15 protein-coding genes are annotated in these 14,466 nt (G+C 57.8%); 6 read left to right on the forward strand and 9 right to left on the reverse strand.

Annotated elements, in window-relative coordinates:
* Positions 1–38: 38 nt before the first annotated feature.
* A complete protein-coding gene (locus B7444_RS00485) occupies positions 39–1,043 on the reverse strand; it encodes a lipid A deacylase LpxR family protein (protein ID WP_007282082.1) in 1,005 nt (334 codons plus the stop codon).
* A gap of 277 nt (positions 1,044–1,320) precedes the next feature.
* On the opposite strand from B7444_RS00485, the gene B7444_RS17330 reads away from it, so the two are divergent.
* Positions 1,321–2,025 (forward strand): cold-shock protein, encoded by a 705-nt coding sequence (locus B7444_RS17330; protein WP_015073911.1) that lies wholly within the window; start codon positions 1,321–1,323, stop codon positions 2,023–2,025.
* Positions 2,026–2,171: 146 nt separating this feature from the next.
* Here B7444_RS17330 and smpB read toward each other — a convergent pair whose 3' ends face one another.
* From smpB to B7444_RS00510, 4 genes are read right to left on the reverse strand one after another with little or no spacing between them, the layout of a single operon-like run.
* A complete protein-coding gene (gene smpB / locus B7444_RS00495; protein WP_007282084.1) occupies positions 2,172–2,666 on the reverse strand; it encodes an SsrA-binding protein SmpB in 495 nt (164 codons plus the stop codon).
* A 9-nt stretch (positions 2,667–2,675) separates the two neighbouring features.
* On the reverse strand, positions 2,676–3,599 hold the full coding sequence (gene dapA, locus B7444_RS00500; protein ID WP_231502743.1) for a 4-hydroxy-tetrahydrodipicolinate synthase: 924 nt from the start codon (positions 3,597–3,599) through the stop codon (positions 2,676–2,678).
* Between the two features lie 23 nt (positions 3,600–3,622).
* Complete coding sequence (locus B7444_RS00505; RefSeq protein WP_007282086.1) at positions 3,623–4,459, reverse strand: prephenate dehydratase; 837 nt, start codon at positions 4,457–4,459, stop codon at positions 3,623–3,625.
* Entirely contained in the window at positions 4,459–5,184 is a 726-nt protein-coding gene (locus tag B7444_RS00510) for a 3-deoxy-manno-octulosonate cytidylyltransferase (RefSeq protein ID WP_048855102.1), read from the reverse strand. The genes B7444_RS00505 and B7444_RS00510 overlap by 1 nt, the downstream gene beginning before the upstream one ends.
* A gap of 74 nt (positions 5,185–5,258) precedes the next feature.
* Between B7444_RS00510 and B7444_RS00515 the strand changes: the two genes are divergently transcribed.
* The 3 genes from B7444_RS00515 to B7444_RS00525 all read left to right on the forward strand — a co-directional run bounded on the left by B7444_RS00515 (position 5,259) and on the right by B7444_RS00525 (position 8,947).
* Positions 5,259–6,053 (forward strand): inositol monophosphatase family protein, encoded by a 795-nt coding sequence (locus B7444_RS00515; protein WP_035729011.1) that lies wholly within the window; start codon positions 5,259–5,261, stop codon positions 6,051–6,053.
* A 92-nt stretch (positions 6,054–6,145) separates the two neighbouring features.
* A complete protein-coding gene (gene serA, locus B7444_RS00520; protein ID WP_007282089.1) occupies positions 6,146–7,393 on the forward strand; it encodes a phosphoglycerate dehydrogenase in 1,248 nt (415 codons plus the stop codon).
* Between the two features lie 36 nt (positions 7,394–7,429).
* Complete coding sequence (locus B7444_RS00525) at positions 7,430–8,947, forward strand: YifB family Mg chelatase-like AAA ATPase (protein WP_007282090.1); 1,518 nt, start codon at positions 7,430–7,432, stop codon at positions 8,945–8,947.
* Here the strand turns inward: B7444_RS00525 and B7444_RS00530 are convergent.
* From B7444_RS00530 to B7444_RS00540, 3 genes are read right to left on the reverse strand one after another with little or no spacing between them, the layout of a single operon-like run.
* Entirely contained in the window at positions 8,927–9,136 is a 210-nt protein-coding gene (locus B7444_RS00530) for a hypothetical protein (RefSeq protein WP_007282091.1), read from the reverse strand. The two genes, B7444_RS00525 and B7444_RS00530, sit on opposite strands and share 21 nt — an antisense overlap.
* Entirely contained in the window at positions 9,136–10,353 is a 1,218-nt protein-coding gene (gene metC, locus B7444_RS00535) for a cystathionine beta-lyase (protein ID WP_007282092.1), read from the reverse strand. The genes B7444_RS00530 and metC overlap by 1 nt, the downstream gene beginning before the upstream one ends.
* Entirely contained in the window at positions 10,350–11,249 is a 900-nt protein-coding gene (locus tag B7444_RS00540) for a sulfurtransferase (RefSeq protein ID WP_007282093.1), read from the reverse strand. Before B7444_RS00540 ends, metC begins: the two co-directional genes overlap by 4 nt.
* 45 nt (positions 11,250–11,294) lie before the next feature.
* Here B7444_RS00540 and B7444_RS00545 point away from each other — a divergent pair, with 45 nt between their 5' ends.
* Together B7444_RS00545 and B7444_RS00550 are read left to right on the forward strand one after the other, a co-directional pair.
* Positions 11,295–12,371 carry an AI-2E family transporter gene (locus B7444_RS00545; protein ID WP_007282094.1) on the forward strand — a complete coding sequence of 359 codons (1,077 nt, stop codon included), beginning with the start codon at positions 11,295–11,297 and terminating at the stop codon, positions 12,369–12,371.
* Complete coding sequence (locus B7444_RS00550; protein WP_007282095.1) at positions 12,368–12,994, forward strand: endonuclease/exonuclease/phosphatase family protein; 627 nt, start codon at positions 12,368–12,370, stop codon at positions 12,992–12,994. Before B7444_RS00545 ends, B7444_RS00550 begins: the two co-directional genes overlap by 4 nt.
* Positions 12,995–12,997: 3 nt before the next feature.
* Here the strand turns inward: B7444_RS00550 and cls are convergent, their stop codons facing one another.
* Positions 12,998–14,410: a cardiolipin synthase gene (gene cls, locus B7444_RS00555; RefSeq protein ID WP_007282096.1), complete on the reverse strand. Its 1,413-nt coding sequence runs from the start codon at positions 14,408–14,410 to the stop codon at positions 12,998–13,000.
* Between the last annotated feature and the right edge of the window lie 56 nt (positions 14,411–14,466).

The following is a 14,466-nucleotide window of genomic DNA, read 5'->3' on the forward strand; positions in this document are numbered from 1 at the left end:
CCCCGGGATGCCGGGGCTTAAAAAACAGTCTGCGGTGATCAGAACTTCACGGAAAGCTTTATCGATCCGTAGTTGAAGAGACCCGCCTTCTGGGTCTTGAACTGGGCAGTCTGCCAGTTCTGGCTGTAGGATAGGCGCACGCCGTGCCACATAACAGCGACACCCGCGTGAATTTCACCCACATCCCAGACCTTGTCGACATGCGGCGCGTTCGCACGGACGGTGCTGCCCTGGAGGCTGGAGTCGTATCCAACTGCCTGACCTTCGACACCGCCATAGAAATACCACGCTAGCGGGCGAGTCGCACGGAAAGCATCCGTCCCGTCCGTTCCTGGGCCGATGGTCGAGTTTCCGAAATCACTGTTCAGACCCTGACCGATACGGAAAGTCGCAGCGGCATCAGCATAGGTCCGATAGTCGCCTGCAGCGCCAGATACGGCGGGCAGCACATCCATTCCAACGCCGTAGAGACTCACAATCGGTAGACGCCAGATACGACCTGCCTGAATCTGCATAATCGGCTGGTTGGCAAGCTGATGGCTCCAGCCCTTGTTGGGCGTATCACTGATCAGATTGTGAAAACCGTTCTGAACCTGACGGCCCAGACCGGCTGGTCCCATGACGCCAAACTGGATTCCCATGACCGTACGGGAAAGATCCGTGTCGTTAATAAGGTTGACTGTTCCAAGCATCAGCCCTGCGTAGGGACGGTCACCTTGCGGCGGCTGGGCCATCTGTGTTTGACGCGGCGTGAAGATCAACTGCTGCAGCCCGATGCTGATGCGCTGCTGACCATTGCCCATCAGAAAGTGATTCAGATTCGCAAAAGGAAGCGGCAGATTGTCAGTACCAGACGTCCAGTTAATGCGCAGACCCGAAGTATAATACTGGTCTGACGTTCCCTTGAGCGTTGAAACTGCGTCGTTTTCGCCCTGAATGGTCCAGGTGCCGTACGGATCCTGAAGAGGGGTCGCCATGGCGGACGAAGATGCCAGTGCAAGCAGGGCTGTTGCCCCAAGGGAAAAAGTCAGTCGGGTCTGCATGGGCACCTCTGTATCTCGCGCACGATCAGGGTCTTGGGGCTTGTATTGCGCCTGTATGTCATTTCCAGACTATGAAGCAAAGCCTTGTAGTATGCGTGACAATCTTAAAATCCACGCGAGTTCTGCCTTTCCATCACTTTCGTTGTGGCAGTGGGGCAAAAAAGCATGCTAGTGATTCCCTTAGAGGAAGGCGCTGGCGCTGACCTCACCTTTTTTGAAATACGTCACGGCAGGGAATTGAAGCCCTCCGCGGCGCCCCAGTCTCGGGATTAGACCGTTGAGAAACAACAGAACCGACCGCAGCTTTAACTCACCTCGCCGCGGCGGGTTTGACGGGGACTATTCGTCCCAGCCGTCCTATGGTGACCGTGGTGGCTTCGGTGGCGGCGGTGGTGGCGGCGGATTCGGCGCACCTCGTCGCGGTGCAGGCAGCAGCTTCGTCACAGCATCCGGCCCAGAAATCAGCTCCCGCGTTAAGTGGTTCAACACAGAGAAGGGCTTCGGCTTCGTTGAACTGGCTGACGGCTCCGGCGATGTGTTCCTGCACGCCAACGCTCTTGGCAATGCTGGCGTAAGCAGCGTCAACCCGGGTGCAACCGTCGTTGTTCGCATCGGCCAGGGCCCGAAGGGTCGCCAGGTTGCGGAAGTTCTTTCCGTTGACGAAAGCACGGCTGAAGCACCGCGTCCGCGCGCTCAGTTCGGTGCTCCGCAGCAGCCGCGCTTCGGTGCTCCGTCCGCTCGTCCGGGCCGTCCGGCTCCTGACCTGTCCGACGCACAGGACATCCGTGGCACCGTGAAGTGGTACAACTCCACAAAGGGCTTCGGCTTCATTACGCCTGATTCCGGCGGCAAGGACATCTTCGTCCACGCTTCTGCTCTCGAGCGTTCCCAGCTTGCTACCCTCGACGAAGGCCAGACGATCAACGTCAAGGTTGTTCAGGGTCAGAAGGGTCCGGAAGCTGCAGTCATCAGCGCTGACTGATCCAGCTTCGGCACTTTGCTGAATGAATAGAAAAACCGCCGTGGAATAAATCCACAGCGGTTTTTTTGTGCCTGTATGATCGAGAATGACAGCTGGCGAAATAAGGCGACCTTCCGCGCCTTTCAGAAAGCTGGCGATTCTACGATTTAGTAATCGCGTCCCTTGCTGCGGATCAGCCTTGCCTTGTCTCGCTGCCAGTCCCGCTCAGCAATAGCATGACGTTTGTCCTCTTTCTTGCGTCCCTGCCCCAGCCCGATCGTTACTTTCGCGACTCCACGAGCATTAAAGTGGATATCTAACGGCACCAGCGATGCACCTGCACGCGTTACAGCAGACAGGTAATGGGCAATCTGTTTTTTGTGCATCAGCAGCTTACGAGGCGCTCTTGGTTCAAAACGAGACAGAACACCACCCTGATACTCAGGAATATAGGCATTGAAGAGCCAGATCTCTCCGTCACGCTCTGCCGCATAGGCTTCCGTGATGGTTGAGCGACCTAATCTGAGGCTTTTCACCTCAGGGCCTTTCAGAACAATACCCGCTTCCGTGGTTTCAAGAATCGTATAGTCGAACCGGCCTTTACGGTTCTGAGCGACGATCCCATGAGAAATCATGCCGCTCTTCTCTTTTTTTCCGGCCATCTAGAAATATCAGTCCAATAGATCGAGAGAGCGCAGGGCGGCGTCGATTGCCTTGCGCGTTGCATCCTGAGGCTCAACCAGCGGCAAACGCAACGTGGCTGTGCATAGACCCAGTCTGGACATAGCGTATTTCACTGGCCCAGGGTTGCTTTCCATAAACATGGCATCATGCAGGGGGGAAAGACGGTCCTGAAGGGCAATGGCGTCCTTCACACGTCCTTCGTTCCAGGCGGCATGCATCTGTGCACAGAGATCCGGTACAACGTTGGACGTCACACCGATGCACCCATCGCCACCAGCAGCCAAAAATGAAACAACCGTGTTGTCGTCTCCGGAAAGCTGATTGAGCGGCTTCTTCACATGACGACGCACGGCAATCGGGCGCGCCATGTTGGCGGTCGCGTCCTTCACGCCCACGATGTTCGGATGCTCGCCCAGACGGCCCAGAGTTTCAGGCGTCAGGTCCACAACGGAACGGCCGGGAATGCAATACAGATACATCGGCAGCGGGGCTGCATCCGCAATCGCCATGAAATGGCGGTAAAGCCCTTCCTGCGTCGGCTTGTTGTAATAAGGCACGACGACCAGCAGGCTATTCGCGCCCACAGAATGAGCATGCTTTGCCATCTGAACAGCTTCGGATGTGCTATTTGAACCCGCACCCGCCATGACAGGCACACGCCCGTTGGATGTCTCGACGCAGTGCGCGATGATCTGACCATGCTCTTCATGAGACAGGGTCGGGCTTTCACCCGTAGTCCCTGCTGGAACAAGACCGCTGGTGCCAGCTTTGATCTGGCGCTCGATGAGCTTTGTCGCCACACCAAAATCGATACGGCCATCCGTATCCATCGGGGTAATCAGAGCCGTCAGCGACCCCTGATACATGCCCGTCTCCACCATCGTCTCGCCTCTGCTCATCATGCGTTCCATCCTGCTCTTCCGATCCGCCAGCGTCATGTGCCGGAACGAGCAAGACTGCGTGGGTATGCACCCAGAATCTTCAAATTGTCGCTGGACTGCTCCAGCTCTTTCAAAGCGGCGGCAAGCGCAGGCTGCTCCGGATGCCCTTCGACATCCATCAGGAACTGCGTCGCCGTGAAAGAGCCGTTCAGCATGTAGCTCTCAATTCGGGTCATGTTTATACCATGCCGCGAAAATCCACCCAATGCCGCGTACAGCGCACCTGCCGTGTTTCCAACCCGCATCAGAAGTGTGGTCAATGTGTCGTCCCGGCTGACGTCCGGAAATTTCGGCACAGGCGCTACACGATAAAACCGTGTGGTATTGTGTGCGGCATCTTCAACATTCTGCCGCAGAACCGTCAGGCCATTCAGTTCGCCGGCAAGAGAAGACGCAATGGCAGCATCCTCTTTGCGTCCCCATTTCGCCACCATTTCGGCAGCCCCGGCTGTATCGAACTCCGGCACGGCTTCAAGATTCAGCTCACGAATGAGCTTGCGGACCTGCCCGAGCGCTACCGGATGCGTATGCAGACGTCGGATATCGGAGATTTCAGCGCCCGGAACAGCCAGCAGGCAGTGCTCAACACGCTGGAAATGCTCTCCGACAATGTGTAGCCCAGCGTCCGGCAGCAAAGAGTGAATATCCGGCACACGCCCGGCGAGAGAATTTTCACAGGCCAGCAGCGCTTCATCCGCGCGACCCTCATGAACAGCCTCGATCGCAGCCGCAAAGCTTGGGCATGGGAGGGTCGTCCAACCAGGGCGGCCCTGACGGCACGCGAGGTCCGAATAGGCGCCAGGCTGCCCCTGAAAAGCAATTACCGGCATCAGACCAGTCCTCTCACTCGTTCCAGATCCTCAGGTGTATCAACCCCCTGAGGGGCATGTTCGATACGCGCGCACCCAATGGTCATTCCGGCTTCCAGCGCACGAAGCTGCTCCAGACTTTCCCGCCGCTCCAATGCAGAGGGAGGCAGAGACACAAAGCGTTCAAGCGCTTCCCGACGCCATGCGTACACGCCGACATGATGCCAGTGCAGCCCAGCGCCCCATGGAATTGGCAGGCGCGAAAAATAGAGTGCCCGTGCGACAGAAGCGTCCCCGAAGTCACAGGCGATTTTCACCACCTGTTCAGCATTTCGTTCCCATTCACTCTGCACAGGAGCGGCAAGTGTTCCGATATCGAAGCCATCATTTTCCAAAGGCTCAAGAACAGCCTTCAGACTGGCAGGCTCGATAAGCGGCAAGTCACCCTGAAGGTTGATGACCACATCATGTTCGCCAGCGGGATCAACCTGCTGAAGGGCCGCATGAACACGATCCGAACCGCTGGCCAAGGACGAGTCGGTCAGGACACCCTGAACGCCTTCCAGTCCACTGACCGCGTTGAGAATGTCCTGATCACCGGCGGCGACCACCACTTTCCCGATTTTTGCCTCAAGAGCCCGTTTCGCAACACGGACAATCATGGGAAGACCGCCAATATCTGCAAGGGGCTTGCGTGGAAGGCGGGTCGAGGCAAGTCTGGAGGGAATGACGATGATCGGACGCATGGCCCTTCTGATGCCGCCCGCCTGATCGGGCGTCAATCTCACTGTGGGCTTTCTGACGGAAATTGAAGGAAAATATGACACAAACAGTTCTGAACAAGGCGCTTGCCGTCGCCGAAGCCTGTGCCGATGCCGCCCGCAGGACTGTCATCCCCCATTTCCGGACATCTTTACAGGCCGATGCGAAGTCCGATGACAGCCCCGTCACCGTTGCGGATCGTGCGGCTGAAAAGGTCATGCGGTCCATTCTGGAAGAGGCCCTCCCTGACCACGCCATTCTTGGCGAGGAAAGCGGCATGAGTGGACATGAGGGCGACTGGCTCTGGGTTCTCGACCCGATTGACGGAACACGCGCTTTCCTGACAGGACGCCCGACCTTCGGCACCCTGATTTCGCTTTTTCATAATGGCCGCCCGGTGCTGGGTCTGATTGACCAGCCTCTCACAGGGGAACGCTGGATTGGTGTGAAAGGACAGAAAACCCGCTTCGTCTCAGATCGCCTTCCTGGAAAAATCGGAACACGCCTCTGCCCGGGACTGAAAGAGGCCGAACTGTCCTGCACCTCCCCTGAAATCATGACCCCTACCCATACGCCGCGCTTTACCAACCTTCAGAAGCACGTCCGGCGCACGTCCTGGGGCGGGGACTGCTACGCCTACGGACTGCTGGCACTCGGCCAGATTGACGTCATTGCAGAATGCACGATGAACCCTTGGGACTGGGGCGCTCTGGTGCCCGTTATCGAGGGCGCGGGAGGCAGCATCACAGACTGGCAGGGCCAGCCTCTCAGACTCGATAGTGACGGAACGGTTCTGGCCTGTGGCAACCCTGCCCTGCTCACAGAAATCGTGAGCCATCTTTCCCATCCGTGAACGATGCGTTAGGCATGACGCCCCGGTGATCATGGGCCGGGACAGGTTGGAATGAGAGCCGGAGCCTTCCGGTTCAGGACCGGGACGGAAATATGGACGCGCAATTCTCTCTCCCCAAGAACAAGATCCGCATTCTCCTGCTTGAAGGCATCCATGAGAGTGCTGTCGAGCATTTCAATGTGCAGGGTTATGCAGAGGTCACACGCCTGAAAGGCGCCCTTGAAGGCGATGCCCTCAAGGAAGCGCTTCAGGGCGTACACATGGTGGGGATCCGCAGTCGGACGCAGCTCACACAGGAGGTCATCGAATCCGCTGACCGCCTGATGGCCATTGGCTGCTTCTGCATCGGAACAAATCAGGTCGATCTGGAAGCCGCCCGTATGGCGGGCATCCCGGTCTTCAATGCCCCGTACAGCAACACACGCTCTGTCGCCGAGCTGGTGATGGGCGAAGTCGTCATGCTGATGCGCCGCATCCCGTCCCGTTCCGAGCAGTGCCATCAGGGTGGCTGGGACAAATCTGCCATCAATGCATGGGAAGTTCGCGGCAAGACACTGGGTATCGTCGGTTATGGCTCTATCGGCTCGCAGCTTTCCGTTCTGGCCGAAGCCTTTGGCATGCGCGTCCTGTATTACGATATCATGCCACGCCTTCCGCACGGCAATGCTGTGGCCGTTGCAACGCTGAAAGACCTTCTGGCCCAGTCAGACGTCGTCACCCTGCATGTTCCGCAGACGCCGGATACGAACCTGCTGATTGGCGAGGCCGAAATCCGGGCGATGAAGCCCAATTCCATCCTGCTCAACAACGCCCGCGGCAATGTCGTGGATCTGGACGCCCTGGCTGCGGCTCTCAAAGATGGCCATCTGATGGGTGCCGGCGTGGACGTCTTCCCGGTGGAGCCGAAGATTGCCGGCGAGCGTTTTGTCTCTCCGCTGCAGGGCCTCGAGAACGTTCTTCTCACTCCGCATATTGGTGGTTCCACCATGGAAGCCCAGGAGCGGATTGGTGTTGAAGTCGCTCGCAAGCTTGTTGACTACTCGGATGTCGGCTCCACCATTGGTGCCGTAAATTTTCCGAGCGTACAGCTTCCGGAGCGGCCGCGTGGCACGCGTTTCATGCATGTGCACGCCAACCGTCCAGGCATCATGCGTCAGATCAACGAACTGTTCGCAGCCGAGAACTGCAATGTCACGGCCCAGTATCTGCAAACGGATGGTGAAGTCGGTTACGTCGTCGTTGAAGCCGAATCGACTGGCCCTGACATGGACCAGCACCTGCTGGACGGCCTGCGCGCCATGGACGGCACGCTTCGTGCCCGCCTGATTTACCAGCGTTAACCATCTAGTAATATGTTCTGGCTACGATCTCGTCCCATGACGACATCCGGCCAGAACACACCTCCCAAGACCACACCTGCTCTTGCCCGTATCCAGAGCTTTGCCTTTTCAGGCATCGAAGCTGTTCCAGTCACGGTCGAGGTTCAGGTTTCTACCGGTTTGCCCGCGTTTCTAGTCGTTGGCATGGCGGATAAATCCGTTGGGGAAGCGCGCGAACGCGTTCGCGCTGCTCTGACCGCTATGGGTCTGGCGCTTCCACCCAAACGTATTCTGGTCAATCTTGTCCCTGCTGACCTCATCAAGGAAGGCGCACATTTTGACCTTCCAATAGCTTTGGGTCTGCTGGTGGCAATGGGCATTCTGCCTTTCGAGACCGTGTCTGCTTATGCCGCAGTTGGCGAGCTTTCTCTGGATGGGCGCGTCAATCCGATCAACGGCGTTCTGTCTGCGGCTCTGGGCGCAGCAACGCAGGGCTTAGGCCTGATCTGTCCGTCGCTTCAGGGCACGGAAGCGCGATGGGGCAATCCCGATCATGACATTCTGGCCCCAGAAACACTGCTGTCGCTCGTTTCCCACTTTCGAGGTGAACAGGTTCTGACACCTGTTCCGCCAGCGCAGGGCTACACGCCTGATTACGGACCGGACCTCGCAGACGTCAAAGGTATGGCGCTGGGCCGGCGCGCTCTGGAGATCGCCGCAGCCGGTGGACATTCCGTGCTCATGAGCGGCCCGCCCGGCGCAGGAAAATCCATGTTGGCGTGTCGTCTGCCCAGTATTCTGCCCGATCTCACGACTGAGGAAATGCTGGAGACAAGTCGTATCCATAGTGTCTCTGGTCTTCTGAAAGAGGGGCGCCTGACGGTTCGACCGCCTTACCGTGCCCCACATCATAGTGCGAGCCTTCCCGCCATGGTCGGCGGGGGTGCGAAAGCGAGGCCCGGCGAAGTCAGTCTGGCGCATAACGGGGTGCTGTTCCTTGATGAACTGCCCGAGTTTTCACGATCCTGCCTGGAAGCGCTGCGTCAGCCTATTGAGACAGGGTCTATATCCATTGCACGTGCCGCCCAGCACACGACTTACCCGGCCCGTTTCCAATTCATTGCCGCAATGAACCCTTGCCGCTGTGGTTATCTGGGAGACCCGGAACGCAGTTGCCGCAAAGCGCCCCGCTGTGGCGAGGATTACAGTGCAAAAATCTCAGGCCCGATGCTCGATCGCATGGATATCTGCGTGCAGATTGAGCCGCTTTCTCCTGTCGAAATCAGCCGGGCACCGCGAGGTGAGGACAGTGCCACAGTCCGCGCTCGTGTTGAAAAAGCGCGCGAACGTCAAATCGCGCGACAAGGCACGTGCAATGCACAAACCTCCCCAGACCTGTTCATTATGGATGATGATGCCCGTTCTCTTGCCGAACAGGCTGCCGAGAAAATGCGCCTCTCCAACCGTGGACTGACACGCCTGATGCGTGTCTCCCGAACCATTGCTGATCTGGAAGGCACACAGCAGATCCAGCGTCATCATGTTACCGAAGCCTTAGGCTTTCGGCGGCGGTAATCCGTTCTTGCGACGGCCCAGATCCCGAAAGGACGGGATCATAGCCACCATGATGAACAGCGTGATCCAGAAATTGATCTGATGGAACAAGGCCGTTCCGTACAGCCAGACACCATACAGCAGGGTCGCAGTCATGACGGCATAACCGACCACCATGACCCACCAGATGATCCATTCCTTGCTTGGCATTACTGATCCACCCCAGCAAGACCATCCAGTCCACGTGCAAGATCAGCCTTGAGATCATCCACGCTTTCCAGACCGATATGCAGGCGAAAGGTTGCCGCCTTCGGGCCGCCTTCTCCCGTCACGCGACGGACATGCCCGGTCGTGGGAAGTACAAGACTTTCATAGCCTCCCCAGGAGGCTCCAATCCCGAACATGCTCAGACCGTCAATCATGCGCTCCGCAGCCGCGACACTGATGTCTGACTGAAGCTCGACGCCGAACAGGCCACATGCGCCTGTAAAATCACGCTTCCAGATTTCGTGCCCCGGACAGTCTTCCAGAGCCGGATGCAGCACACGCGCCACTTCCGGACGTGTCTTCAGCCACTGGGCAATTTCAAGTGCCGAACGGGACTGGTGTGCAAGACGCACGCCCATGGTCCGAAGCCCTCGCAAGGTCAGCCAGCAATCATCCGGGCTGGCACACTGGCCAAGCTGGATGGAGGCATCGCGCAGGGTCTTCCAGTGCGTCTCATCATTGACGGTGATGGACCCGATAATGACATCCGAATGGCCGCCGGGATATTTCGTCAGGGCTTGAATCGAGACATCCACACCGTGCTCGAACGGCTGAAACACGCCGATCCCCCATGTATTATCAAGCAACAGCAGCGCTCCTGCATGATGCGCCACATCCGCCAGCATCGGCACGTCCTGCACTTCAAACGTGTGACTGCCGGGACTCTCAGCAAAGATGATACGCGTTTCAGGTCGAAGCAGGGACTCAACCTCTGTCCGCGTCGCCATCGGAGCGTAGTACGTTGTCGTGACGCCCAGACGTTTGAGCATGGTGTCAGCAAAGCGACGTGTTGGCCCATAGACCGAGTCGGGCAGAAGCAGATGGTCACCCTGCCCCAGAAACGCCAGCAACGGCGTCGTACAGGCACTTAAACCGGAATTGACGACCTGAGTGTGTGTACCCCCCTCAATGGTCGATAGAAGATTCTCAAGTTCATGCTGGATCGGCGTCCCCATCGCGCCGTAAACCGCCTTATGGGCGTGGCTGCGACCGTCCATCCGGTTCATGGATTCAAGGGTTGGGAAAAGGACCGTCGAACCGCGTGAGACTGGCAGGTTTACAAGCGTTCCGCTCTCTGTAGCCTCTGCACGTGCCGCTTGCACAAGTGTTGACGCCAAGCGGTTCCAGCCCGCGCTGACGCGTGTTTCCAGATCACTCATGCCTGTTCTCCCGTCACGATCGGCGCGTCGGGATCACTGCCCCATTCCGCCCAGGAACCATCATAAAGTGCTCCGTCCGGAAGGCCGGCAATGGCCAGCCCGGCCAGAAGCGTGGCCGCCGTCAGTCCTGACCCGCAGCTTGTAATAACCCGCCGCCCAGCGACCGGCACGAACAAGGAGCGAAGCGTTTCCTGGGGCAGGAAATGACCATGCTCATCGACAAGCCGCGTCCAGTCCATGCTGATGGCACCTGCCATATGGCCGCCGCGCACCCCCGGTCTTGGCTCAGGCACAGACGCCGTAAAGCGCCCATGGCTGCGAGCATCCAGTACGACTGTCTGAGCGGGCGCTTCCAGAATATCTCCGCTTCCTGCCAGCAGACCATACCGTGGGCGCGTTCTGTATCGAGCGGGCGATACCGGAGCGGGTTCACCATGCTCGACGGTGCCACCCGCTTCCTGCCAGGCCTTCAGTCCACCATCAAGAATTCTAACGGTCCGGTGCCCGAACAGGCGTGCCAGCCACCATCCCCGACAAGCCCCGACACTTCCCTTTCCGTCATAAAAAACGATCGGCGTATCCTCGGTCAGGCCTAGCTCGCCCATCAGTCGTGCGAACCGAGCAGCACCCGGCACGGTATGGGGCAAACTGCTTTCCGGATCGGCAAAGACATCAATATCGAATCGGCGTGCGCCGGGAATACGGGCCTCACGGAACGCAGCGTCCGGATTTCCGTTCTGACCGGGCAAGAGGACGCTGGCATCCAGCGAAACATACGCCGTAGTCCCTGCAAGGAGGTCCTGTGCGGCAAGAAGCGGTGAGTTCGTCATTCCACTACCATAGGTCGAGGGATGCGCAGGAGGCCAGAGCGTGGCAGACTGTCCAGCCATGAACATGCAGGTCCCTGCCTTGAAGCCACTGATACGCTGGAAGTCTGCCCCATGACAACCGAGCGGATCATTCTGGGCTTCGTCCTTGTCGGAATTGCCTATGGATGCGGCGTCATCCTCTGGCCGTTTCTTTCGGCCATCCTCTGGGCGGCTATCCTGACCTTTTCCAGCTGGCCAATCTACCGGTGGCTGAGACGCCATATCCGCCCATCTCTTGCGGCGCTGGCCATGATGATCCTCAGTGCGGTGACCATTATCGTGCCGCTGTCGGTTCTGACGTCGGCTGGCATCAGCGATATTCCGGAGACAATCGGCACTCTGGATACCCTGCTTCTCAAGGCAGGATCGGCTGGGCCGCCTCCGGCGTGGATGGCTCATATTCCGCTGGCAGGCCCTCATCTGGTCGAGTGGTGGCACCATCTGACCCATGATGTCGGTGCGGCTACAGAAATGCTGCGTCCCTATTTTGGCCAGATCGCCCATTACACACTCGCCATTCTGATGAAGCTTGCCAGTGGTCTGGTGGAGCTTGTTATGGCGCTGTTCGTGGCTTTCTTCCTTTGGCTAAATGGCGATTCCCTAGGTTTGACCATTACCGCCCTGATCGCCCGGATCGCTGGGCCTCGTGCCACACCACGCCTCATCAACGTCATCGGACGGACAATTCGCGGCACCGTTTATGGGGTACTGGGCACAGCGATTATTCAGGGCGTTCTGACAGGGATAGGCCTCATGATTGCAGGCGTTCCCTCACCGGTTCTCCTCGCAGGCATTGCAGCATTTGTGGCTGTCTTCCCGATTGGCGCCCCCCTGATCTGGATTCCGGCAGCGATCTGGCTCGGCATGACTCATCATGTGGGGCACGGCCTTTTCCTCGCCGCTTACGGGGTGATCGTTATTTCCGGAGCAGACCACCTGATCCGACCCATTTTCATTTCTCGTGGTGCTCAGTTGCCCTATCTGCTGACCGTGCTGGGCGTTCTGGGTGGCGTTGTCGCCTTTGGTGGGCTCGGCATCTTTCTGGGGCCGGTCCTACTGGCTGTCGGCTATACGCTTACGAGTGAATTCGCCGCTGGCCCTCATCGATCTGAACCGCGACATCTTTATATTTCGGAGTCTCCCAAGTGACAGTATCGCTTCTGTCCGGTTCGCCCTTTCGCATCCTGAGCTGGAATCTCCTCCGATGGGACGGCGCATCACTGGAAGACGTTCTGACTGTTATCCGCTCAGAAGATCCGGATATTGTGCTGATGCAGGAAGCACAGGAACCTGTCGACGTTCTGCCTGAAATTCTGGGCGGCTATTACGACCGCATTCCGCTTCCAGGTCGCCCTCATGGCACAGCATGCTGGAGCCGCCTGCCATTCACGCGACCACCGTCCTTTTACCATTTGCCACGTGGGCTGGTCGTGAAGCGAACGGCCCAGATTATCGATTTCGGAAGTTTTTCGCTGGCCAATGTGCATCTGTCTCATGGACAGATTCTCAACCGTCGGCAGCTTCGCAGTCTGACGACGAACATGCATCGGCGTGCTGTCATCATGGGAGACTTCAATCTGGTGGGACCGGTCATGTTGCCCGGATTCCATGATGTCGGTCCCAAGGAAAAAACCCATCGGATGCTGGATCGTCTTCCCTTGCGTCTGGACCGCTGCCTTGTGCGCGGCGTAAGCCGGCTTGAAGCCCGTGCACTCCCGCGTTTCGGCTCGGATCATCGCCCGATTTCCGTCACGCTACGGCTCAGCCCCTAAGCCTCACAGATAGGGCAGAAAAAGCCTGAGCGCCGCGTTGCGGATCTGGATCACATAGGGCGTCCGATCAATGTCATGATGGGTCAGCCGGTTCTTGCGATGTGTATCCATGAAGGCTGACAGGTCCCGAGCCACTTCGCGATCGTAAATCTCAAGGTTAATCTCGAAATTCAGGCGAAGGGAGCGTACGTCCAGATTGGTGCTGCCAACAAAACTCCACGCCTCATCCACGACCATCAGCTTGGAATGATTGAAAGGCGGATCAGCCATCCAGATCCGGCAGCCTGCATCCAGAAACGGTCGCAGATTGGCATCACGTGCGAAATCTATGATCGCGTGGTTGCTGCTTTTTGGCACGACAATGTCGATTACAACCCCCCTTAAGGCCGCAAGATTAAGAGCCGATGAAAACCGGTCATCAGGTAGAAAATAGGGGGTCATGAGACGCACATGTTTCTTGGCCAGGGTAATGGCCTGCAACATGCCGTATTCAATCTTTTCAAGATCAGCATCTGGTCCGGACGTCACGATCCGCATGGGAATGTCCCCAACCGGAAGCGGCTCTGGAAGGTAAGGCTCGCCCTTCAGCTCTTCTCCGGTCGTAAATGACCAGTCCCATGCAAAAGCAACCGACAATTGATGCACGATCGGCCCACGAAGCTGGAAGTGCGTATCCGCGACGGGAAGTTTCGTGCGCAGGCGAAGCATGTTTTCCTCGCCAATGTTCAATCCACCCATGAAGCCAAGCCGGCCGTCCACAACCAGAATCTTGCGATGGTTCCGCAGATTGATGAACGGCATGCGCCAGGGCCAGACGGAGTGCATGAACCGGGAACATTTGACGCCATTCCGCCGAAGTCGACGCTCTATCGCACAGCGGAAATATCCGCTCCCGATACCATCCACCAGAACACGGACTTCCACACCACGTCTGTGCGCATCGACAAGGACTTCGGCAAACTGTTCACCAATTCGGTCTGCCCGGAAAATATAGGAGCAGAGAATGACCGACGTTTTAGCCTGACGGATAGCCTTGATCATGATGGGATAGGCATTGTCTCCATCATGAAGAACCGTAATGGAGTTTCCGCGCATCAGCGGACGCTCCGTGAGACGACCCAGCATTTTTGCAAGAGGTGCGAGTTCCCCATCCATAACCTGCCGGTACTTGGCGAGAAGCTCCCTTCCTTCCCAGGAATGATGGTCGATCATTTTGCGCGCCCGGCGATGAACGCGATTGATGCCAAACATCAGGTAGAGGGCCGTTCCCAGAAATGGTCCGATCCAGCAGACACCAATCCACGCGGCACAGGCAGACGTGTTGCGTTTATAGCGCAGGGCGTGCAGCGTTACCAAAATGGGAAGCCCCCATCGCAGGAACGTCCCAATGAAATCCAGAACAGTCCAGTGCCTCATAAAACTCCCTGACGGACCGAGACTATCCCCTTCCCGTAAAGATGATGGATGCGTCC

Source organism: Gluconobacter thailandicus F149-1 = NBRC 100600 (assembly GCF_000964465.1).
Taxonomy (GTDB): domain Bacteria; phylum Pseudomonadota; class Alphaproteobacteria; order Acetobacterales; family Acetobacteraceae; genus Gluconobacter; species Gluconobacter thailandicus.